21 protein-coding genes and 2 tRNA genes are annotated in these 20,518 nt (G+C 65.1%); 15 read left to right on the top strand and 8 right to left on the bottom strand.

Annotation, left to right across the window (positions count from 1 at the left end; genetic code table 11):
- Positions 1–3: 3 nt before the first annotated feature.
- The 7 genes from bcsG to AC1DP9_RS02560 all read left to right on the top strand — a co-directional run bounded on the left by bcsG (position 4) and on the right by AC1DP9_RS02560 (position 5,388).
- Complete coding sequence (bcsG, locus tag AC1DP9_RS02590) at positions 4–1,566, top strand: cellulose biosynthesis protein BcsG (protein ID WP_441590521.1); 1,563 nt, start codon at positions 4–6, stop codon at positions 1,564–1,566.
- Positions 1,563–1,832, top strand: coding sequence for a BcsR/BcsP family cellulose biosynthesis protein (gene bcsR / locus AC1DP9_RS02585; RefSeq protein ID WP_477106518.1), 270 nt, complete (start codon positions 1,563–1,565; stop codon positions 1,830–1,832). Before bcsG ends, bcsR begins: the two co-directional genes overlap by 4 nt.
- Before the next feature lie 118 nt (positions 1,833–1,950).
- The gene (locus AC1DP9_RS02580; RefSeq protein ID WP_441590522.1) at positions 1,951–3,216 is read left to right on the top strand and encodes a SpoIIE family protein phosphatase; all 1,266 of its coding nucleotides are present in this window, start codon (positions 1,951–1,953) and stop codon (positions 3,214–3,216) included.
- Positions 3,217–3,259: 43 nt separating this feature from the next.
- Complete coding sequence (locus AC1DP9_RS02575) at positions 3,260–3,844, top strand: SiaB family protein kinase (RefSeq protein WP_092289939.1); 585 nt, start codon at positions 3,260–3,262, stop codon at positions 3,842–3,844.
- Between the two features lie 22 nt (positions 3,845–3,866).
- Entirely contained in the window at positions 3,867–4,256 is a 390-nt protein-coding gene (locus AC1DP9_RS02570; protein ID WP_092289941.1) for a DUF1987 domain-containing protein, read from the top strand.
- A gap of 17 nt (positions 4,257–4,273) precedes the next feature.
- Positions 4,274–4,987, top strand: coding sequence for a GGDEF domain-containing protein (locus tag AC1DP9_RS02565; protein ID WP_477106517.1), 714 nt, complete (start codon positions 4,274–4,276; stop codon positions 4,985–4,987).
- Positions 4,988–5,154: 167 nt separating this feature from the next.
- Positions 5,155–5,388, top strand: a complete 234-nt coding sequence (locus AC1DP9_RS02560; RefSeq protein ID WP_092289943.1) for a hypothetical protein — start codon at positions 5,155–5,157, stop codon at positions 5,386–5,388.
- 11 nt (positions 5,389–5,399) lie between these two features.
- Here the strand turns inward: AC1DP9_RS02560 and AC1DP9_RS02555 are convergent, their stop codons facing one another.
- The 4 genes from AC1DP9_RS02555 to acs all read right to left on the bottom strand — a co-directional run bounded on the left by AC1DP9_RS02555 (position 5,400) and on the right by acs (position 9,976).
- A complete protein-coding gene (locus AC1DP9_RS02555) occupies positions 5,400–5,528 on the bottom strand; it encodes a hypothetical protein (protein WP_255370660.1) in 129 nt (42 codons plus the stop codon).
- A 182-nt stretch (positions 5,529–5,710) separates the two neighbouring features.
- A tRNA-Ser gene (locus AC1DP9_RS02550) sits at positions 5,711–5,801 on the bottom strand.
- 70 nt (positions 5,802–5,871) lie between these two features.
- Positions 5,872–7,923, bottom strand: coding sequence for a VC_2705 family sodium/solute symporter (locus tag AC1DP9_RS02545; RefSeq protein ID WP_477106516.1), 2,052 nt, complete (start codon positions 7,921–7,923; stop codon positions 5,872–5,874).
- A 70-nt stretch (positions 7,924–7,993) separates the two neighbouring features.
- Entirely contained in the window at positions 7,994–9,976 is a 1,983-nt protein-coding gene (gene acs, locus AC1DP9_RS02540) for an acetate--CoA ligase (RefSeq protein WP_477106515.1), read from the bottom strand.
- 294 nt (positions 9,977–10,270) lie between these two features.
- Here acs and AC1DP9_RS02535 point away from each other — a divergent pair, with 294 nt between their 5' ends.
- The 3 genes from AC1DP9_RS02535 (at position 10,271) to murI (ending at position 13,344) form a co-directional block, all read left to right on the top strand.
- Positions 10,271–10,795 (top strand): TIGR00645 family protein, encoded by a 525-nt coding sequence (locus tag AC1DP9_RS02535; RefSeq protein WP_092289953.1) that lies wholly within the window; start codon positions 10,271–10,273, stop codon positions 10,793–10,795.
- 141 nt (positions 10,796–10,936) lie between these two features.
- Positions 10,937–12,460: a fumarate hydratase gene (locus AC1DP9_RS02530; protein WP_477106514.1), complete on the top strand. Its 1,524-nt coding sequence runs from the start codon at positions 10,937–10,939 to the stop codon at positions 12,458–12,460.
- A 74-nt stretch (positions 12,461–12,534) separates the two neighbouring features.
- Complete coding sequence (gene murI, locus AC1DP9_RS02525; RefSeq protein WP_477106513.1) at positions 12,535–13,344, top strand: glutamate racemase; 810 nt, start codon at positions 12,535–12,537, stop codon at positions 13,342–13,344.
- Between the two features lie 20 nt (positions 13,345–13,364).
- On the opposite strand, the gene AC1DP9_RS02520 is transcribed toward murI, so the two are convergent.
- Complete coding sequence (locus AC1DP9_RS02520; RefSeq protein WP_477106512.1) at positions 13,365–15,665, bottom strand: AAA family ATPase; 2,301 nt, start codon at positions 15,663–15,665, stop codon at positions 13,365–13,367.
- Positions 15,666–16,123: 458 nt separating this feature from the next.
- On the opposite strand from AC1DP9_RS02520, the gene AC1DP9_RS02515 reads away from it, so the two are divergent.
- From AC1DP9_RS02515 to AC1DP9_RS02500, 4 genes are all read left to right on the top strand, one after another.
- The gene (locus AC1DP9_RS02515) at positions 16,124–16,780 is read left to right on the top strand and encodes an energy transducer TonB (protein ID WP_092289961.1); all 657 of its coding nucleotides are present in this window, start codon (positions 16,124–16,126) and stop codon (positions 16,778–16,780) included.
- A gap of 49 nt (positions 16,781–16,829) precedes the next feature.
- Positions 16,830–17,561 (top strand): MotA/TolQ/ExbB proton channel family protein, encoded by a 732-nt coding sequence (locus AC1DP9_RS02510; protein ID WP_092289963.1) that lies wholly within the window; start codon positions 16,830–16,832, stop codon positions 17,559–17,561.
- Positions 17,562–17,591: 30 nt separating this feature from the next.
- Positions 17,592–18,005 carry an ExbD/TolR family protein gene (locus AC1DP9_RS02505; RefSeq protein WP_092289964.1) on the top strand — a complete coding sequence of 138 codons (414 nt, stop codon included), beginning with the start codon at positions 17,592–17,594 and terminating at the stop codon, positions 18,003–18,005.
- A 225-nt stretch (positions 18,006–18,230) separates the two neighbouring features.
- Positions 18,231–18,557: a hemin uptake protein HemP gene (locus AC1DP9_RS02500; RefSeq protein WP_092289965.1), complete on the top strand. Its 327-nt coding sequence runs from the start codon at positions 18,231–18,233 to the stop codon at positions 18,555–18,557.
- Between the two features lie 200 nt (positions 18,558–18,757).
- Here AC1DP9_RS02500 and AC1DP9_RS02495 read toward each other — a convergent pair whose 3' ends face one another.
- The 3 genes from AC1DP9_RS02495 to AC1DP9_RS02485 all read right to left on the bottom strand — a co-directional run bounded on the left by AC1DP9_RS02495 (position 18,758) and on the right by AC1DP9_RS02485 (position 20,238).
- On the bottom strand, positions 18,758–19,165 hold the full coding sequence (locus AC1DP9_RS02495; protein ID WP_092289966.1) for a heme-binding protein: 408 nt from the start codon (positions 19,163–19,165) through the stop codon (positions 18,758–18,760).
- 185 nt (positions 19,166–19,350) lie between these two features.
- A complete protein-coding gene (locus tag AC1DP9_RS02490) occupies positions 19,351–19,581 on the bottom strand; it encodes a hypothetical protein (RefSeq protein WP_092289967.1) in 231 nt (76 codons plus the stop codon).
- A gap of 327 nt (positions 19,582–19,908) precedes the next feature.
- Entirely contained in the window at positions 19,909–20,238 is a 330-nt protein-coding gene (locus AC1DP9_RS02485; protein ID WP_477106511.1) for a hypothetical protein, read from the bottom strand.
- Positions 20,239–20,416: 178 nt separating this feature from the next.
- On the opposite strand from AC1DP9_RS02485, the gene AC1DP9_RS02480 reads away from it, so the two are divergent.
- Positions 20,417–20,503, top strand: a tRNA-Leu gene (locus tag AC1DP9_RS02480).
- Positions 20,504–20,518 lie beyond the last annotated feature (15 nt).

Genomic DNA, 20,518 nt, shown 5'->3' with positions numbered 1-20,518 from the left:
GCCATGGGAATCTGGAACCTCTACTTCCTCGCCAAGCTCTGGCTGTTTCACACGGGCCACCTCCAGCCGCACTGGCTGACGAACCTGGTGTTCGCGCTGTTCCTGGCGGTGCCGATGGAGTCGCGGCCGCTGCGGGTGCTGCGCCAGCTCATCGCCATCGTGGTCGGGGCGATGCTGGCCTACCGGGAATCGACGCTGCCGCCGTTCGCGCGCGTGGTGTCGCAGTTCTCGAACGTGAGCGCCTTCACGCCCGAGTACCTGCTCGAACTGGCGCAGCGCATCGTCTCCCTGCAGATGGTGGTGGCGATCGTGCTGGCGGTGCTGCTCTACCTGATCATCAACCGCTGGGTGCGGGTGACCACCTTCGTGCTGCTGGCGCTGATCGCCATCCCGTTCTGGCACGGCACCGGCGACGGCAACCCGCCGACGCGGCTCAACCAGATGACCGCGCGCGCGGCAGACACCCCACGCGCCGACTTCGCGGTGCGCGGCGGCTACGATGCCCAGCTGGCCGCCTTCCGCGAGCAGGAATCGACCCGCTCGGCCACCGCCCAGCCGCTAACGGCCACGCCCGACGCGCAGTTCGACATCATCGTGCTGCACATCTGCTCGCTGTCCTGGGACGACATGGACGCCGCCAAGGCCAGCAACCACCCGCTGTTCACGCGCTTCGACTACCTGTTCAAGAATTTCAGCTCCGCCGCGAGCTACAGCGGGCCGGCGGCCATCCGGCTGCTGCGCGCCTCGTGCGGCCAGGAGCCCCACGCCAGCCTGTACTCGCCGGCGCCGGCCGAATGCCACCTGTTCGAGGCACTCGCCCAGGCCGGCTTCGGCCCCCACGTGCTGCTGAACCACGATGGCCGCTTCGACAATTTCCGGAGCTTTGTCGACAAGGAAGTGGGCGTGGCGGGCATCCAGCCCGAGTCCAACGAAGGCGTGCCCGTGGCGATGCGCGCCTTCGACGACTCCCCGGTGCTGGGCGACTACGACACCTTCGACCACTGGTATAAGCGCCGCCTCCAGCAGAACAGCGGCCCCGTGGCGCTCTACTACAACACGGTGACGCTGCACGACGGCAACCGGCTGCCGGGCAAGCGGCTGACCAGCCTGGAGTCCTATCCGCTGCGGCTGGCCAAGCTGCTCGAGGACGTCGACCGGATCATCGAGACCATCAGCAAGTCCGGCCGCAAGGCGGTGGTGGTGTTCGTGCCCGAGCATGGCGCGGCGCTGCGGGGCGACGAAAACCAGATCTCCGGGCTGCGCGAGATTCCCACGCCGCGCATCGTCCACGTGCCGGTGGGCGTGAAGCTGGTGGGCCTGCCGACCACAGCCACGGGCGGCATGGTGACGATCGACGCGCCGTCCAGCTTCCTGGCGCTGTCGCAGCTGCTGTTCAACCTCGTGGCAGACAGCCCGTTCCGCCAGGGCGCGCCGCCCACCGCCAGCTACAGCGAGAACTTGCCGCAGACGATGATGGTGGGCGAGAACGAAGGCACCGTGACCATGAAGCTGAGCAAGGGTTATGTGATTCATACGCCAGATGGCGTCTGGGTGGAGCAGAAATGAGCCAGTCCCCGAAGTCCCCAAAACCCCCGAAAACCCCGCCGGTGCCGCGCGGCACCCCTGGCGCCTACAGCGACATCGACGCCCTGGACCGGCATGTCGAAGGCTTCGACGCACGGCAATACTTCGACCAGCAGGACGCGGTGCAGACGCGGGCGGCGGCGCAGCGCTGGCCGCTGCTGGGGCGCGCGCTGGGGCACACATTGGGGCACACGCTTGGGCACGCGGCGACCGACGCGGACGGCCCGTCGACCAGCGCCGAGCGCTAATGCCGCCACCCCACTCGAGTGGGGCTTTAACCATTGATTTACAAGGAAAACCGTCACATAGCCGACATGCATCCGCCGTAGACTCTGGGCCACTTTCCCCACCCTGGTTCCTTCGGTCATGTCTGGCGTCCTGGTTGATCCCTCCGCTGCCCGCCTGCGCTTCCGGCAGCCCTGTGCCGAGGATCTGGCCGTCATCACGCCTTCCGTGACGACCGACCACACGAATCAGGACGTGCTCGAGGTCTTTGCGCTACACCGCGACCTCAACTGCCTGCCCGTGACCGAGCGCGACAAGCCCATCGGCCTGATCAACCGGTCGATCTTCCTGTCGCAGATGAGCAAGCCGTACCACCAGGAACTCTACAACCGCAAAAGCTGCATCGCGTTCATGGACAAGGAGCCGCTGATCGTGGACGCCGCCATGAGCATCGACGCGCTGACGTTCCGCGCGGTCGAGTATGGCGAGAAGGCGCTGGCGGAAGGCTTCATCATCGCCCGCGACGGCAAGTTCATCGGTCTGGGACACGGCCTGCAGCTGATGCGCGTGGTGGCCGACATGCAGGCCGAGCGCAATCGGCAGATCATGCAGAGCATCGACTACGCCAGCACGATCCAGCGGGCGATGCTGCGCACCTCACGCCAGACGCTGGCCGCCACGCTGCCGGACGCCGCGCTGGTCTGGGAGCCGCGCGACGTGGTGGGCGGCGACTTCTATCATTTCGCAGCATTCGACGACGGCTGGTTCGCCGCGCTGGCCGATTGCACCGGCCATGGCGTGCCGGGCGCGTTCATGACGCTGATTGCCTCGTCGCTGCTGACGCAGGCCATCGAGCAGCAGGGCCCGCGCGACCCCGGCGCGCTGCTGGCGGCCGTCAATCGCGGCATCAAGCAGATGCTCGGGCAGATCGACGGACCGCTCGACGGGCAGGACGGCCAGCGGGGCGAGCGCGGCATCGCCGAATCCGACGACGGCATGGATGCTGCCTTCTTCTGGTTCGACAACGCCACGCGCACGCTGACCTTCGCGGGCGCCAAGTGCGCGCTGTTCGTGCTGCAGCCCGGTGACACCGAGGGCCAGATGATCAACGGCGCCCGCATGGGCGTCGGCTACGTCGACACCGGCATGGACTACGCGTGGCAGAACGCGGCCGTGCCGATGCCGCCTGACACGGTGGCCTTCGTGACCACGGACGGGCTGATCGACCAGATCGGCGGCCCGCGCGAGATCTCGTTCGGCAAGCGCCGCATGCGCGAAGCCATCTGCGCCAGCCGCGCGGCATCTGCGGCGCAGATCAGCCAGGCGGTGCTCGAGGTGCACCGCGCCTGGCAGGGCCAGCACCGGCGCCGCGACGACCTGACCTTCTTCTGCTTCCGCGCCCGATAACACCGCGCCAGACTCTTACAGCGCCCCACCGGCCGCACGACACATGAACGCCGCACAATCGATTGACAAGGAATATGAGCCGTTTTTCGCGATGGCTCGGGAACGCAACGTGATCTTCTACTACGTCGGCTACTTTTCGCAGAACATCATCGCCGCCATGTCCGACGCGGTGCGCCTGCAGCTCGCCGTGAGCGGGGTCGATGGCACCACGCGGCGCAAGCTGTTCTCGTCCTTCGTGGAAATGGCGCAGAACATCGTCCACTACTCCTCGGACGCCCTGACCGCACCCACGCCGGAGAGCGAGCAGCAGCGCGGCCAGTTGCGCCATGGCTCGGTGTGCATCAGCATGGTGGACGAGCACTACCGCCTGATGTGTTCCAATCCAGTGGCGACGGTGCGTGTGCACCAGCTGCGCGCCACGCTGGAGCCGCTGCGCACGATGACGCTGGACCAGATCAAGCAAGCCTACAAGCAGACCCTGCGCGCGGAGGCGCCGGAGGGCAGCAAGGGCGCCGGGCTCGGCTTCCTGACGATGGCGCGCGATGCCAGCGCGCCCCTCGAATACAACTTTCAACCGATCGACACGGATCCGGGATCGACGATGTTCCAGCTCGTCGCCACGATCTGACCTATCGGGAAGAGCCTCTGCCATGGAAAACCTGTTTATCGCCGCCACGCCCTCCTCGCCCGAGGTGAGCTTCGACTTCGAGCGGCACATCCTCTCGCTCAAGGGCGAGTCCTACCCCGAGAACGCTGCCGTGTTCTACGGCGAGGCCATCGCCCGCCTGCGCAAGTACCTGGCGGCGTGCGACGGGGTCTCGGTCACGGTCAACGTGGCGCTGACTTATTTCAACAGCTCGAGCACCAAGATGCTGTTCAGCATCTTCGACGCGCTGAACGACGCCGCCGAGCGCGGCAACCGCATCGAACTGCACTGGTTCCATGACGAGGACGACGACACCATCCTCGAATTCGGCCAGGAGCTGCACGACGACTTCCCTGCGATTGCGTTCCACGACGTAGCGACCACCGGCAGTTGAACCCGCCCGCCGCCATCATGTCCGAGCCCGACCTGTTCGAATCGGAGAACAGCGTCCTGGCGCATGCCAAGGCCGTGTTCTGCGATGTCGATGCCGGCGAGGAATCGTATCGGCATACGCTGGGGCAGCTCATCAGCTACTACGAGCGGCTGATGCGCGAGACGCGCCGGCTGATCCGCCGCAGCGACCGTGAGGAACTGGAGATGAACCGGCTTAACCACCGGCTCCAGGAACTGGCTCAGGAACTCGAATACCGCGCCACGCACGACACGCTGACCGGCGCGCTCAACCGTGGCGCCGTGATCGACCGCGCCACGGCGGCGCTGGCGCGCGGGAGCCTGTCGATGATCGTGCTCGACATCGACCATTTCAAGCGGCTCAACGATGCCTATGGGCACCCCGTGGGCGACGCGGTGATCTGCGGCGTGACCGCCTGCCTCAAGGACACCGTGGACGCCGAGGGCGCCATCGGGCGCGTGGGCGGCGAGGAATTCACCGCGCTGCTGCCGGGCGTGCCACTCGAAGACGCGCTGGTGCTGGCCGAGGACATGCGCCATGCCATCGCCACGCATCGCTTCCCCTCCCCCGTGGACTGCCCGGTCACGGCGAGCTTCGGCGTGAGCTGGTCCGCCCAGGGCCGCACCTTCGAGCACGCATATGGCCGCGCCGACGAGGCGCTCTACGACGCCAAGCGCAACGGCCGCAACCGCGTGATGCAAGCCGCCGCATGACCCTGTTTTGCTGATCCATTGACTGGTCGGACACTGTCATCTGGAATACGGTGGTTTGCCCTCGCGAAGCCAAACGTTTCCGATAAGGCAAGCCTTGACTACTATCCAGAGTGATCCCTGATATCAGGACGGCGCAGGTCACCTCGCCGGCCAGGACAAGGAGAGGCATGCACCACATCGAGCCAGTGGAATGCGTCTGCGGCGCGACGCTCCACATCCGCGAATACCGGCTGGGCCTTGTGAGGACCCCACGCAAGGAACACGCACCCTGCCCCATCTGCGGGCGCACCGTCTACGAAACCGAGATGGACGGCTTCCTGCTGGTGGAAGTCGTCACGCGGCGCGCCCCGGTCATGCCGGTGGCGGCCAAGGTGCAGAAACGGAAGGCCCAGCGAACCTGAGCCCGCGCGGGCTATGACTTCGTGATGCGCTGGGGATGGGTCGCGTAGTACGCGAGGATGACTGACGCGGTGAACGCCATGCCGGCCACGGCAAAGGCGATCAGCGTGGGAAAGGCGACGCCGGATTTTTCCTTGGACATGCGGGACTCCTCGGACGAATGGTCACGGTATGGTAGCCCGGCCTGGCGCCGGCTGCTGACCCGACGTCGCCGAGGGTGCGCCGCGGCCTGGTCCATCAGGCGCTCCAACACCGTTATGTTGGAATCCCGCCTGGAAATGCAAAAAGCCGCCTCGATGGGCGGCTTTTTGCTACTGGCTGTTCTGGCGGAGAGACGGGGATTCGAACCCCGGATAGGCTATTAACCTATACACGCTTTCCAGGCGTGCGACTTAAACCACTCATCCATCTCTCCGGGAAGTCGGCGATTATAGCAGAGCCGTTCGGGCTGTCCAGCCCCCTCGGGGATGTGGTTGTGACCTGCCCTACCCTTTTCGCAGGTAATTGACGAGCCGGTCGATGACCGGTGCGTTCCTTGGCGTGACCAGGCTCACGAGGATGGCCACGGCAAACCCGGCCGGCACGCCGAAGGCGCCGGAGGCGATCGGGTCCACGCCGAACCAGCGGTTGCCGAAGATTCCGGTCATCTTCGTGAAGAACGGGTAGTTGACGAAGATGTAGTACATCGCCACGCCCAGCCCGGTGGCCATGCCTGCCACCGCGCCGGCCGCCGTGGTTCGGCGCCAGAAGATGGCCAGGACCAGCACCGGGAAGAAGCTCGACGCCGCCAGCGAGAAGGCCGCCCCCACCAGGAACAGGATGTTGCCAGGCCGCAGCGAGGTCACGTAGGAGGCGAACAGCGCCACCGCCAGCAGCACGATCTTGGCGGTCGTCACGCGGCGCTGGTGGCTCGCCTGGCGATCGATCATGTGGTAGTAGACGTCGTGCGACAGCGCGTTGGCAATCGTCAGTAACAACCCGTCCGCCGTGGACAGCGCCGCCGCCAGCGCGCCGGCCGCCACCAGCCCCGAGATCACGTACGGCAGCCCGGCGATCTCGGGCGCCGCCAGCACAATCATGTCCGGCTGGATCAGGATTTCCGCCCACTGGACGATGCCGTCGCCATTCACATCCCGGATGCCGAACACCGGCGGGTCCACCTTGCGCCATTGCACCACCCACTGCGGCAGCTCCGCGAACGGCGTGCCGACCAGGTGCTGGAAGAACTCGGCCTTGACCAGCGCCGCCAGCGTGGGTGCGGACACATAGAGCAGCGCGATGAAAAACACGGCCCAGGCCACCGAATTGCGCGTTTCCCGGACCGACGGCGTGGTGTACAGCCGCGTCAGGATGTGCGGCAGGCTGGCCGTGCCGAGCATCAGGCAGAACACCAGCAGGACGAAGTTGAGCCGCTTGGTCTTCCGCTCCGCCTCGGACGCCGCCGGGTAAGGCTCGGTCGATGGCGTGGCGGCATGGCTGCGCGCCAGCGCCTCCTCCCGCATCTGGCTCCACTGCTGCTGGGCGTCGGCGACATCCACGGGAAACGCCAGCCGCTCGCGCTCCACGCTCTTGATCTCGCGCAGCGGCGCGTTGCGCGTGCGCAGTTCCTGGAGCCGATCGTCCAGCACGCGCCGTTCTTCGTCGAATGACTGCGGCAGCCGCGCGATGCGCTCCTGCAGCATTACCGCCTGCTGGCGAAACAACTCCCGCACCTGCCGCTCCGCGGGATCGCGCTCAAGCCGCTTCTCGGCCTGTTCGATCTGGCCCAGCAGCGAGCCATAGCTGACCTGCGGCAGCGCCTCGCGATGATGCTTCCACGCAATCATCGACACGGTTAGCAAAAACGCCACAATCAGCATGATGTACTGCGCCACCTGGGTCCACGTGACCGCGCGCATGCCGCCCAGGAACGAGCAGACCAGGATGCCAGCCAGCCCGAAGAACACCCCCACGGCGAACTCCACGCCGATAAAGCGCGTGACGATCAGCCCCACGCCCTGGATCTGCGCCACCAGATAGACGAAGGAGCACAGCGAGGCCGCCAGCACCGCAATCGCCCGCACCGGCAGGTTGCCGCCGGGCTTGCCGTTGCCGTAGCGCGCCGCGAGGAAGTCCGGGATCGTATAGCCGCCATATTTGCGCAGATACGGTGCCAGCAGGAACGCCACCAGGCAGTAGCCGCCGGTCCAGCCCATCACGTAGGCCAGCCCCTCGTAGCCGGAGGCGAACAGGATGCCGGCCAGGCCGATGAACGACGCCGCGCTCATCCAGTCCGCGGCGATGGCCATGCCGTTGAACAGCGCCGGCACCCGTCGCCCCGCCACGTAATACTCGTTGAGATCTGAGGTGCGGCAGATCAGGCCGATGCAGGCGTAGATCGCAATTGTGACGAACAGGAAGACATAGCCGAGCCACAGCGCGTCGGCGTTGGAATGCTCGAGCAGCCCCATCATGCCGATGAAGCCGAACAGCCCGAGCGTGAACAGACCGTAGTAGAGCAACAGCCGGCGCCGGAAGCGCGACTGGGCATCAGCCATGGGCGAACTCAAGAAAATGCCGGCACGCGGCCGGCATCGGATGGGAGGAAACCCGCACGGGCGGGGGCGCTTATTGCGCTTGCTTCAGTTGATCGAGGATGGCCGGATTCTCGAGCGTGGACGTATCCTGCGTGATTTCCTCGTTCTTGGCCAGCGAGCGCAACAGCCGGCGCATGATCTTGCCCGAACGGGTCTTCGGCAGGTTATCGCCAAAGCGGATGTCCTTCGGCTTCGCAATCGGTCCAATTTCCTTGCCGACCCAGTTGCGCAGCTCCGTGGCGATCTTCACCGCCTCGTCGCCGGTCGGGCGCGAGCGCTTGAGCACGACGAAGGCGCAGATCGCCTCGCCGGTCATGTCATCCGGGCGACCGACCACGGCGGCCTCGGCCACCAGCGGGTTCGACACCAGCGCCGATTCGATCTCCATCGTGCCCATGCGGTGGCCCGACACGTTCAGCACGTCGTCGATCCGGCCCATGATCGTGAAGTAGCCAGTTTCCTTGTCGCGGATCGAGCCATCGCCAGCCAGATACAGCGTGCCGCCCAGTTCCTCGGGGAAATAGCTCTTCTTGAAGCGCTCCGGGTCGCCCCAGATCGTGCGGATCATCGACGGCCACGGACGCTTGACGACCAGGATGCCGCCACTGCCATTCGGCACGTCCTGCCCGGTTTCATCGACGATGGCCGCCATGATGCCCGGCAGCGGCAGCGTGCACGAGCCCGGCACCAGCGGCGTGGCGCCCGGCAGCGGCGTGATCATGTGGCCGCCGGTCTCGGTCTGCCAGAAGGTGTCGACCACCGGGCAACGCTCGCCGCCGATGTTCTTGTAGTACCACATCCACGCTTCCGGGTTGATCGGCTCGCCCACCGTGCCCAGCAGGCGCAGGCTGGAGAGATCGTACCGCTTCGGATGGATCTTCTCGTCGGCCTCGGCGGCCTTGATCAGCGAACGGATGGCCGTCGGCGCGGTGTAGAAGATGCTGACCTTGTGGCGCTGGATCATGTCCCAGAAGCGGCCGGCGTTCGGGAACGTGGGCACGCCCTCGAACACCACCTGCGTGGCGCCGGCCGCCAGCGGGCCGTAGGCAATATAGGTGTGGCCGGTGACCCAGCCGATGTCGGCGGTACACCAGAACAGGTCGTCCGGCTTGATGTCGAAGGTCCAGCGCATCGTCATCAGCGACCAGAGCAGGTAGCCGCCCGTGCTGTGCTGCACGCCCTTCGGCTTGCCCGTCGATCCGGAGGTGTAGAGCACGAACAACGGATGCTCGGCATCCACCGGCTCGGCGGCGCAGGCGTCGGGCTGGCCGGCGGAGACGTCTTCCATCCAGCGGTCGCGGCCTTCGGTCCAGGCCACCTTGCCGCCGGTGCGGCGATAGACCACTACGTGCTTGACGGCCTCGCAGCCGCCCAGCGCCAGGGCTTCGTCGGCGATGGCCTTGAGCGGCAGCGCCTTGCCGCCGCGCATCTGTTCGTCGGCGGTGATCAGCGCCACGGCGCCCACGTCAACCAGCCGCTCCTGCAGCGATTTGGCCGAAAATCCGCCGAACACCACCGAATGGGTGGCGCCGATGCGGGCGCAGGCCTGCATGGCGACCACGCCTTCCACGGACATCGGCATGTAGATGACCACGCGGTCGCCCTTCTTGACGCCGAGCGCCTTGAGACCATTCGCAAAACGGCTGACCTTGGCCAGCAGTTCCTTGTAGCTGACGCGGCTCACGGTGCCGTCATCCGCCTCGAAGACGATGGCGATCTTCTCGCCAAGTCCCTGCTCGATATTGCGTTCCAGGCAGTTGTACGAGGCATTGAGCTGGCCGTCCTCGAACCACTTGTAGAACGGCGCGTTGCTTTCGTCGAGCACCTTGGTGAACGGCTTGTCCCAGTGCAGCAGCTCGCGGGCGTGGCGCGCCCAGAACCCCTCGTAGTCGCGCTCGGCTTCGTCGCACAGGGCCTGATAGGCCGCCATGCTGGGAATAGCCGCCGTCTTGGCGAACGACTCAGGGGGTGGGAAAACGCGATGCTCCTGCATCACCGATTCGATGGCCGACATGGCTTGTCTCCTGTTTGGCTTAGGACTGCTTGCTTTTGGCTGGAAGGTACGCCCGGCGGCTTACTTAAACCTGACGGAGTCGCCATGCGCGACGGCGCATGCAGTGCTGCGATGCAGCAAATCAGATCGGAGGGAGGCGGGGGCGCAACCTGGCCACAAGTGCAGCCGGCTCTACTAGGCTAGCACCGGCACGTGCCGCAGCGCAAACCTGTCATCTGGACGATGGGACGCACAAGGTACAATCAGACCCGCCTTTGATTGTCTGATGACATTTACTTCACGTTTGCGCACCCCATGTCATACACCCCGCTCCGCCCCATCCCCCGTATCATCTTCGCCTCCCGCTGGCTCCAGCTGCCGCTCTACCTCGGCCTGATCGTCGCGCAGGGCGTCTACGTCTATCACTTCCTGGTCGAAGTCTGGCACCTGCTGTCCCATGTCACCACGTTCGACGAGACCAAGATCATGCTGGTGGTGCTCGGCCTGATCGACGTGGTGATGATCTCCAACCTGCTGATCATGGTGATCGTGGGCGGCTACGAGACCTTTGTCTCGCGCCTGGGCATCGACAATCACCCCGACGAGCCCGAGTGGCTCGACCACGTCAATGCCGGCGTGCTGAAGGTGAAGCTGTCGATGGCGCTGATCGGCATTTCGTCGATCCACCTGCTGAAGACCTTCATCGACGCCGAACAACGCTCTCACCACACCATCATGTGGCAGGTGATCATCCACGTGGCCTTCCTGGCTTCGGCACTGGCCATGGCATGGGTGGACCGCATGGTGTCCCAACCGCACGTGCCGCAGCAGGCGCACTAACGCTCCCCCTCGCACCAGATGGCGTATTCGCCACTTACGGTGCCGCTTTCCTGGTGTCGACGGCTGTATGCATTCCCGCAGCCGGCGCCGCCACGGTGTATCATCCCGGGCTGTGTTTCACCGCTGCCCTCCCCCACAAAAATGACCGTCATCAAGCAAGAAGACCTCATCCAGAGCGTCGCCGACTCGCTGCAGTACATCAGCTATTACCACCCGATGGACTACATCACCAGCCTGGGCCGTGCCTATGAGTTGGAGCAGAGTCCGGCCGCCAAGGACGCGATTGCGCAGATCCTGACCAACAGCCGCATGTGCGCCGAAGGCAAGCGTCCGCTGTGCCAGGACACCGGCATCGTCACGATCTTCGTCAAGGTGGGGATGGACGTGCGCTGGGATGGCGCCACGATGGGCCTGTCGGACATGATCAACGAAGGCGTGCGTCGCGGTTACACGCACCCGGACAACGTGCTGCGCGCGTCGATCGTGAGCCCGCCCGAAGGCGCCCGCAAGAACACCAAGGACAACACGCCGGCCGTGATCCACTACGAGGTGGTGCCGGGCAACACCGTGGACATCCAGGTCGCGGCCAAGGGCGGCGGCTCCGAGAACAAGTCGAAGTTCGTGATGCTGAACCCGTCCGATTCCATCGTCGACTGGGTCCTGAAGACCGTGCCGACCATGGGCGCCGGCTGGTGCCCGCCCGGCATGCTGGGCATCGGCATCGGCGGCACGGCCGAGAAGGCCATGCTGATGGCCAAGGAATCGCTGATGGAGTCCATCGATATCCAGGACATCATCGCCCGCGGCCCGCAGGACTGGGTCGAGGAAATGCGCGTGGAACTGTACGAAAAGGTCAACGCGCTCGGCATTGGCGCGCAGGGCCTGGGCGGCCTGGCCACCGTGCTCGACGTCAAGATCATGGCTACCCCGACCCACGCGGCTTCCAAGCCCGTGGCGATGATCCCGAACTGCGCGGCCACGCGCCACGTGCACTTCACGCTGGACGGCAGCGGCCCGGCCAAGCTGGAAGCCCCGGACCTGTCGGCCTGGCCGCAGGTGGAATGGGCGCCGAATGCCGAGACATCGAAGAGCGTGGACCTGAACACGCTGACGCCCGAGGAAGTCGCTTCGTGGAAGCCCGGCCAGACGCTGCTGCTGAACGGCAAGATGCTGACCGGCCGCGACGCCGCGCACAAGCGCATCGCCGACATGCTGGCCAAGGGCGAATCGCTGCCGATCGACTTCACCAACCGCGTGATCTACTACGTCGGCCCGGTCGATCCGGTGCGTGACGAGGTGGTCGGCCCGGCCGGCCCCACCACGGCGACCCGCATGGACAAGTTCACCGAGACCATGCTGTCCCAGACCGGCCTGATCGCGATGATCGGCAAGGCTGAGCGCGGCCCGGTGGCGATCGAATCGATCCAGAAGCACAAGTCGGCCTACCTGATGGCCGTGGGTGGCGCGGCCTACCTGGTGTCGAAGGCGATTCGCGGCGCCAAGGTGCTGGCCTTCGAAGATCTCGGCATGGAAGCCATCTACGAGTTCGACGTCAAGGACATGCCCGTGACGGTGGCCGTGGACAGCTCGGGTACGTCGGTGCACAAGACCGGCCCCGCCGAGTGGCAAGCCAAGATCGGCAAGATTCCGGTCGCTGCGGCATAACCGGCCAGGGCCCTGCGGCCCTGCCGGCGTTCCCCTTCTATATATAGAAGGGGAACGCCACTCTCCTCCCTTCCGTGAATCCCTCTCCCATCGGCGTTTTCGATTCCGGCCTCGGCGGCCTCTCGGTGCTGCGCGAAATCCGCGCGCTGCTGCCGCATGAGTCCCTGCTCTACGTGGCCGACTCGCGCTACGCGCCGTATGGCGAAAAACCCGAACGCTTCGTCGAGGCGCGCACGCTGCAAGTCTGCGAATGGCTGGTGGCACAGGGCTGCAAGGCGCTCGTCATTGCCTGCAATACGGCCACGATGCATGCCGTTCAAACCCTGCGCGAGACATTGCCGCTGCCGATCATCGGCGTCGAACCCGGTCTGAAGCCGGCCGCAGCGGCCAGCCGCAGCAAGGTGGTGGGCGTGCTCGCCACGGCCAACACGCTGCGCAGCGCCAAGTTCAATCGATTGCTGACGTCGCTGGAAGGCGAAAGCCGTTATCTGTGCGCGGCCGGTCTCGACCTCGTCGCCCGTATCGAACAGGGCGATGTCTCTGGCCCTGCGGTGCGCGCGCGGCTCGAAGGCCTGCTGGCCCCGATGCTGGACGCCGGCGCCGACACGCTCGTACTCGGCTGCACCCACTATCCGTTTCTCTCCGACACCATCCGCGCGATGGTCGGCAATCGTCTCGCCCTAGTGGACACCGGCAGTGCCATCGCCCGGCAACTTGCGCGCAAGCTCGTTGAACACGACCTCGCCGCCGCACCCGATGCGGTGCCGCAAGACCGCTATGCGTCCACACGCGACGCCGCGCACCTGCGTGCGATGGCGGCGACGCTGCTGAACGTGGATACCCTCGCAGAAACCGTAGTCATCGAGCCAGCGCCGCCGCTCTGATCCGGGCGGCGCCTTGCCGGCTATTGGATGAACCCCAGCGGCTTGTGATGCCGCACCTCGGGCTTGATCGCGTGTTCCTGTCGTAATTGCGCCAGAAACTCGTCCGGGGTCAGCGCTTCGCCGAGCACCACCGACTGCCGCTTGACCGTGGCGAAGTCGCCCGGCGTCAGGCAATCCATCGAATCGAGTTCGCGCTGGATCGTCTCGGTCATGCGCGCGGGATCGCCTTCGAGCGCCTCATCCACGAACATCGTCACGCGTTGCTGCGGCTTGAGCGACAGGAAGCGGATCTTGAACGAGAACCGCCGCAGCGCCGCTTCGTCAATCCGGTCGAACAGATTGGTCGTACAGAGGAAGATGCCATTGAAGCGCTCCATGCCCTGGAGCATTTCGTTGACTTCCGACACCTCGTAGTTGCGCACCGCCTGCTGCCGGCTCTGCATGAAACTGTCGGCCTCGTCGAGCAACAGCACCGCACCGTCCTCTTCTGCACGCGCGAACATCGCCGCGATCTGCTGCTCCGTCTCACCGACGTACTTGCTCATCAGGTCAGAAGCGCGGCGGATCATCAGCGGCAGGTCCAGTTCCGCCGCGATGTGCTCGGCCAGCGCCGTCTTGCCAGTGCCCGGCGGCCCATAGAAACACAGCGTGCCGCGCTGGCGCGCGCCGAGCGCCTGGACGATCTTTTCCACCGCGTAGCGCGATTCGATATTGAGGTTGTCGAGCCGGTAGCGCGTCACCACGGGCCGCGCCTCGGCCTCGGGGCGCAGCCCCATCGCGCGGTCGGCGTGTTCGAGCTGGCGCAGGATCAGCGCCTCCACGGGTTCATCGACGTCGCTGCGCGCCAGTTCCACGAACCGCGCCGCCGATTGCACCTGCGCCGGCGTCAGCGTCTTGCGCGCGGCCAGCGTGGCGATGAACGCGTCGCTGACATCGAGTCCGCCCAGATGCTTGCGGATGATGTTCTCGCGCACCAGAGGTGGCGGAATCTTTAATTCCAGATGGAACTGGAAGCGCCGCAGGTACGCGGGATCGATCTGGCGGATCGAATTCGAGATCCAGATCACCGGCACCGGATTCTGCTCCAGCGTCTGGTTGACCCACGCCTTGCCGTTGACCGAGCCGCGCGTGTCCTCCTGCCCGAACAGGCTCATCAGCTCGCGCGCGCTGCCTGGGAATACGTCTTCCACCTCATCGAACAACAAGGCCGTACGCGGCCGGCCGCGCAGGAAGGCCTGCGACACCTGCAGGGAGCGATAGCGGTCCTTGCCGGAGAGCGAGTTGCCGTCGCGGTCGAAGCAATCCACCTCGTAGAGTTCGCAGTCCGCCTCGCGCGCCAGCAGCCGCGCGAACTCGGTCTTGCCGGTGCCCGGCGGGCCGTAGATCAGCACGTTCACCCCTGCGGCGTTCTGGCGCGTGGCGTTGCCGAGCAGCGCGGACAGGTAGCGCGCGTCGGTCTCCACATGCGGATAGTCGCTCGTGCCCAGCGTCGGCGGCGCAGCGGGCCGCGTGAACACGGCCATCATCTCCGCGTCGCTGGCGTAGTTGCCGAGCAGCACGTGCAGCAGGCGATCGGACAGGCGCATCAGGTCGCCGAGGTCCGTGACGCTGTTCTCGGGCAGCGGCTGCTCGATCAGGTTCAGCGTCTCGAGCCGCGAGCCGGGACGTAGTGAAACAGCGATATCGGCGGGGCTGGCACCAGTCAGGCCGGCCAGGATCTGGAACGCCTCCTGGCTGTGCGCGACCTTGCAATCGACCATGACCGCGCGCAGGTCGCGCTTGTACTTGGCCAGTGCGGCGTAGAGCAGCAGCTTGCGTTCATGCTCGGGCAGGTTCAGCACATGGCTGAGCATGTCGATGTTGCGCACCAGCAGCACCCGCTCGCCATGGAGCCGGGAAGCAATCGAGGCAGCCGACGCATCGAACACGGCGAACATGTCCTTGGCGTGGTGCTTCACGTACTCATCGAGATAGTAAAACAGCGCACTTTCGTCGAAGGCGCTATTCCATTGGCCATGCCGCTCGAGGAACTCTTCTGGGGTCAGCCGCGAGGCGCCCTTCCACGCGGGCATGTCCGCGCAGCGCGCGGACAGGAAGCGCTGGACGCGCAGCACCACGCCATAGGGCCAGACCATTTCCTGGGCGCTGACCGTCAGCACATCGTTGATATTGCTGCGCAGATTGAAGCGCGGCCCCAGCGCGCAGACCACGCGCAGCGCGAACTGGGCGCACATCCAGTCAAGGGCCGAGGTCCCCGCCACGCCGGGCGCGGCACGCAGGAGCGTCGAGCGGTCGTCTTCAGCAAAACGGGTGAAGTCCATGGCCATTCCCTTCGCTTGGGCTGGCGGGCGTCCGGACCGCGGGGGCGCCACCAGTACCAGGCTGCCGATGTTTGTCACGCTGTTATCACGCTGCTTTCTTCCATCCTAGCGCGGTTTGCCGCCGATGGGGCATTGCAGACACCCACCGACGCGCGGGCGCCCACGCACCCACCTCACGCAATCGGATATCGTAATTCGACGATTGCATTGCACAATGCGCAACAAATAAGAATCATTATCGTTTATACTGTGCCGCTACGCTGCCCAAGAGTGGCGCTCCCCAGCAACCCCGTTTCACGGTTTTCTCCGGTTCACGTGGCTGTACATCAGGAGCGTTATCATGGAATTGCTATTGAGCCTGCTGGTCGGATGTGGCATCTCGCTGATCCTGTTCTATCGCAAGTGAGCGAGTACAGACGCGCGCCGCCTGCCCATTTCGAATACCTGTCGTATCTCTCATGTTCGATCAACGTTTCCTCAAGATCACTGTTGCTGTCCTGTTGTTCCACGTCGGGCTGCTTTACCTGATCCAGAGCGGCCTGGCGCGCAAACTGACCGAAGCGGTCATCGCGCCCGAGATCATCGCCCGTATCATCCCGATGGAGCCGCCCAAGCAGCCTCCGGCGCCGGAGCCGCCCAAGCCGCAACCGCAGACGCCCCCGAAGCAGGTGAAGGTGGTAACACCGCGCCCGACGCCGCCGAAGCCGCAGCCGACCCCGGAACCCGTGGCCTCGCTGCCGCCCTCGCCGACGGCCATCGAAGCCCCGCCGGCCCCCCCTGCCCCGCCGGCGCCTGCCGAACCGCCTTCGCCGCCCGTATCGGCCAATGCCGCGCCGCGCGCTGTCGGCATCGGCGAGATCGCCTGTTCGCCGCCGCAAGTGGCCTATCCGTCGCAATCGCGCCGAATGGGTGAAACCGGCAAGGCTGTTGTTCGTCTGACGACCGATGAGTCTGGCCGCGTGGTCAAGACCGCGGTGGTCACGTCGAGCGGCTCGAGCCGACTGGACCAGGCCGCAGTGGATGCCGTGCAGCGCATGCGTTGCAAGCCCTATTTGGACAATGGCCGCGCCGTGGCCGTGACCGCCCAGCAGCCGATCAACTTCGAGCTGAACTGATTTCCCGGAATTTTCCGATCTTTCCCAAACACTGACACCAGGAACCACCATGCAGGACCTCGGACTCTCCCACCTCTGGTCGCAAGGCGACTTCGTCATGCGAGCGACCGCCATCATTCTGCTCATCATGTCGCTGTTGTCGTGGATCGTGATTCTCACCAAGGCGTGGGATCTGGTTCGCCTCAAGAAGATGGCAAATGGCGCGGAAAAGCGCTTCTGGCACTCGGATGACTTCGACCACGCGCTGGAAACACTCGGCGCGAGCGATGCCAATCCGTTCCGCACGCTGGCCATGACCGGCAAGGAAGCGGCGCAGCACCACCGCGCCAGCCAGCCGCAACTGCACGACCAGCTCGACATTTCCGACTGGCTGACCCGCTCGCTGAAGAGCTCGATCGACGAGGCGGTGTCGCGCATGCAGTCGGGCCTGGCGGTGCTGGCCTCGGTGGGCTCCACCGCGCCGTTCGTCGGCCTGTTCGGCACGGTGTGGGGCATCTACCACGCGCTGATCGGCATTGGCGCCTCGGGCGTGCCGACCATCGACAAGGTGGCCGGCCCCGTGGGCGAAGCCCTGATCATGACCGCCTTCGGCCTCGCCGTGGCGATCCCGGCGGTGCTCGGCTACAACGCACTGAGCCGTGGCAACAAGGGCGTCATCAACAAGCTGAACCGCTTTGCGCACGACCTGCACGCCTACTTCGTGACCGGCGCCCGCGTGCGCCCGGGCTCCTCCGCCCGCACGGCCGACGACGGCTCGGTGCGGCTGGCTGTCAAGAACTAAGCGCGACACTCGCGCCAGAAGGAACGCATCATGGCATTCGGCACGCTCGACGGTGACGATGACGAGGTGATGAGCGAGATCAACATGACGCCGCTGGTCGACGTCATGCTGGTGCTGCTGATCATCTTCATCATCACGATTCCCGTCATCAACCACGCGGTGAAGATTGATCTGCCGCGCGCGACGAACCAACCGAACGACACCAAGCCGCAGAACATCAACGTCTCGGTCGACGCGCAGGGCAAGGTGTTCTGGAACCAGCAGGAAGTTGACGAGGCTGCGCTGGAACAACGCATCGCGGAAGCCGCGCAACAGGAGCCGCAACCCGAGCTGCACCTGCGCGCGGACCGCGAGGTCCGCTATGAGCGCGTGGCTGAAGTCATGGCCGCCGCGCAGCACGGCGGGCTCGGCAAGATCGGCTTCATCACGGAACCGAAGCACTGATCTCCCCCGCCTCGAACACGAAGGGCACCCCTCACCGGGTGCCCTTTTTGTTTGCGCCCGGCAGCGGGCCAGGCTGCGATTTCCTGTCGATCCGTGACGGCCTGGGCACAGGTGTAACGGTTAGTGAAGATCACTTGTAATGATAACAATTCTCATTTATGATCTTCTTCATCGTAACCAACACGCATCGCTTCCCCTACGTGAAGCGCTTCCACGGAGAAGACCATGAGCACAATCAGCCTGCCGATGTCGCAACCGCGTGAAGTCACGCGCCGCCGCCTGTCCCTGCGCCGCGTCGAGGTTGCCTCGCAGGCGCGCCGCGAACCGTCGACGGCATCGTCGGCTATCGAGACCGTGAAGTCGGCGGTAGCCGGCCTGCCCGCCCGCCTGGAAGCGCTGATGCGCGCCGATGCACCGGCCGAAGGCAACACCGCGCAAGCCGTGCCGCTGGACGCCATCATGCGCGGCGCCACGACGCTGCCGATCCTGCATAACGGCGACGTGTACACGCTGCGCGTGACGCGCTACGGCAAGCTGATCCTGACCAAATAATCGACAGTCTTTTGTGGGGACCACCCCTTCGCGGGGTGTTGGGCAGTAGCCAGACGATCGGAACACGCTGACAGGGAAGATTTCCAAACCCCTTGCCTGTCAGGCCGATGCCAGCCATGCCGCCTTTTTATACCGCCCCGCAGGCGTTGCGCCTGCGGGGCTTTGCATTGGCGGGCTCGCAATGCGATCCCGCCGTGCAATCAGACGCCGAGCGCAGCGATACCAGCGCGTGCGATCTGCGCGTCTTCGGTAGACTTCACGCCGGACACGCCTACGGCGCCCACGACCTGGCTGTTCACGACGATGGGCACGCCACCTTCGAGCATGCCCTGCAGGTGCGGAGCGGTCATGAATGAGTAGCGGCCGTTGTTGATCATGTCTTCGTAGATCTTCGACTCACGACGGCCCATCGCAGCCGTGCGGGCCTTTTCCGTGGCGATGTAGGCCGAGATCGGGGCCACACCATCCAGGCGCAGCGAGCCGAGCGGATGGCCACCGTCGTCGACGACCACAATCGTGACAGCCCAGTTGTTGGCCTTGGCTTCGACCTCGGCAGCCGCCAGCAACTTCTTCACGTCATCGGCCGTCAGTACGGTTTTTTGCTGCATACCTCTCTCCAGTCTGTTCATCAGTGTGAGGCCGCAGTATATCGCGCCGTCCGGGGCAACAATGGTGACATGACCAGTACAAGGACTTTTGACTTGACGGTTATCCCGCAGCCCTTGTCGAGCGGCCGCCAAAAGAAAAAGCCCGCAGGCGGCGGGCTTTTCTGGATCCGGTTGAGACGAGCCGGTCAGGCGCCGTCGCTGAAGGAACTACGGGGATCGGTCACGCGTGCGCCGTCGGTGTAGACATCGCGCTTGTCGTTGGCGCGGGCACCATCGGTGTAGGCATCGCGTTGATCGGTCACGCGCTGGCCACCGCTGTAGACGTCGAACTTGGCCGGTGCGGCAAAGGCCGATACCGACAGCACGGAAAGCGCGCCGAGGGCGGCGACGGCAGCGATGCGTTGCTTGATCTTCATGAGAATCCCCTTATTGATGTTAGTCGCGGGCGTCGCGCCATCAGGCGGATGCTTGTGGGAGCGGCGTCACCCAAGGAGTTTAGGGGGAAACCCTGAGGCCGAAGTCCAGCCGCATTGAGCGGACGCATCAAATTCTTTGAGCAATAAAAATCTTCGGGAACTCCCCGGCGCAATCTTCCACCATCGAATGTCAGAAAACGCCGGCGAGCCGCCAAGAGAGCGTCACGCAGAAATAGAAAAAGCCCCACGAAGGGGCTTTTTCCGACGATGGCCTTTCAACGACCTTACTGAACGATTACACCGCTGCGTCCGGTCGCGATTCGCGTCTTAGTCGCGCCAGCGGCCATGGCCCCGACCGTGGCCGTGACCATGGTAATGGTCGCCGCGATATCCCGGCGGGCCGTAGTAGTAGCGCGGACCCGGGTAATAGCGGGGACCGTAGTAGACTGGCGCCGGACGCACCACGACAGGCGGCGGGCCATAATAAACCGGAGCCGGCGGCGCGTAGTACACCGGCGGCGGCGGCACATAGTAGGCGGGGCCACCCACCACCACACCCGGAACGCCAATTGCCACGTCCACGTTCACGCGTGCCATTGCAGCGCCAGACGCCAGCGCGGCGGCTACACCGAATGCTGCGAACAACCAACGTTTCATGATCGTGCCTCTTTGAGTTAGGTCAAGCTGATAACTCGTATTGTAGGGGTTCGCGATTTTCGAGGTGAAACGGCGGGTTCTACATTGTTACCGGCGGTAACAGCAACGTCACATGGCGAAGTGGCGCGTGTTGGCTTGCGTCCTGCGGACGAAGCCACCACAATACCGGGCTTGCCGTGCGGCCGTGGAGAAATTGGTAGACTCAGCAGACTTAAAATCTGCCGCTCTTACGGGCTTACGGGTTCGAGTCCCGTCGGCCGCACCAGCGCGCTCCATATCG

It is taken from the genome of Cupriavidus sp. 01L43, assembly GCF_056399925.1.
This window is presented reverse-complemented; position numbering and strand designations above follow the sequence as displayed.

Bases quoted from the DNA above. Each gene is read 5' to 3' on its own strand.
- AC1DP9_RS02545 (WP_477106516.1), bottom strand. From the start codon at position 7,923: ATGGCTGATGCCCAGTCGCGCTTCCGGCGCCGGCTGTTGCTCTACTAC.
- AC1DP9_RS02560 (WP_092289943.1), top strand. From the start codon at position 5,155: ATGCACCACATCGAGCCAGTGGAATGCGTCTGCGGCGCGACGCTCCAC.
- AC1DP9_RS02580 (WP_441590522.1), top strand. From the start codon at position 1,951: ATGTCTGGCGTCCTGGTTGATCCCTCCGCTGCCCGCCTGCGCTTCCGG.
- AC1DP9_RS02505 (WP_092289964.1), top strand. From the start codon at position 17,592: ATGGCATTCGGCACGCTCGACGGTGACGATGACGAGGTGATGAGCGAG.
- acs (WP_477106515.1), bottom strand. From the start codon at position 9,976: ATGTCGGCCATCGAATCGGTGATGCAGGAGCATCGCGTTTTCCCACCC.
- AC1DP9_RS02565 (WP_477106517.1), top strand. From the start codon at position 4,274: ATGTCCGAGCCCGACCTGTTCGAATCGGAGAACAGCGTCCTGGCGCAT.
- AC1DP9_RS02555 (WP_255370660.1), bottom strand. From the start codon at position 5,528: ATGTCCAAGGAAAAATCCGGCGTCGCCTTTCCCACGCTGATCGCCTTT.
- AC1DP9_RS02495 (WP_092289966.1), bottom strand. From the start codon at position 19,165: ATGCAGCAAAAAACCGTACTGACGGCCGATGACGTGAAGAAGTTGCTG.
- bcsG (WP_441590521.1), top strand. From the start codon at position 4: ATGGGAATCTGGAACCTCTACTTCCTCGCCAAGCTCTGGCTGTTTCAC.
- AC1DP9_RS02490 (WP_092289967.1), bottom strand. From the start codon at position 19,581: ATGAAGATCAAGCAACGCATCGCTGCCGTCGCCGCCCTCGGCGCGCTT.
- AC1DP9_RS02515 (WP_092289961.1), top strand. From the start codon at position 16,124: ATGTTCGATCAACGTTTCCTCAAGATCACTGTTGCTGTCCTGTTGTTC.
- AC1DP9_RS02530 (WP_477106514.1), top strand. From the start codon at position 10,937: ATGACCGTCATCAAGCAAGAAGACCTCATCCAGAGCGTCGCCGACTCG.
- AC1DP9_RS02500 (WP_092289965.1), top strand. From the start codon at position 18,231: ATGAGCACAATCAGCCTGCCGATGTCGCAACCGCGTGAAGTCACGCGC.
- bcsR (WP_477106518.1), top strand. From the start codon at position 1,563: ATGAGCCAGTCCCCGAAGTCCCCAAAACCCCCGAAAACCCCGCCGGTG.
- AC1DP9_RS02535 (WP_092289953.1), top strand. From the start codon at position 10,271: ATGTCATACACCCCGCTCCGCCCCATCCCCCGTATCATCTTCGCCTCC.
- AC1DP9_RS02485 (WP_477106511.1), bottom strand. From the start codon at position 20,238: ATGAAACGTTGGTTGTTCGCAGCATTCGGTGTAGCCGCCGCGCTGGCG.
- AC1DP9_RS02510 (WP_092289963.1), top strand. From the start codon at position 16,830: ATGCAGGACCTCGGACTCTCCCACCTCTGGTCGCAAGGCGACTTCGTC.
- AC1DP9_RS02570 (WP_092289941.1), top strand. From the start codon at position 3,867: ATGGAAAACCTGTTTATCGCCGCCACGCCCTCCTCGCCCGAGGTGAGC.
- AC1DP9_RS02575 (WP_092289939.1), top strand. From the start codon at position 3,260: ATGAACGCCGCACAATCGATTGACAAGGAATATGAGCCGTTTTTCGCG.
- AC1DP9_RS02520 (WP_477106512.1), bottom strand. From the start codon at position 15,665: ATGGACTTCACCCGTTTTGCTGAAGACGACCGCTCGACGCTCCTGCGT.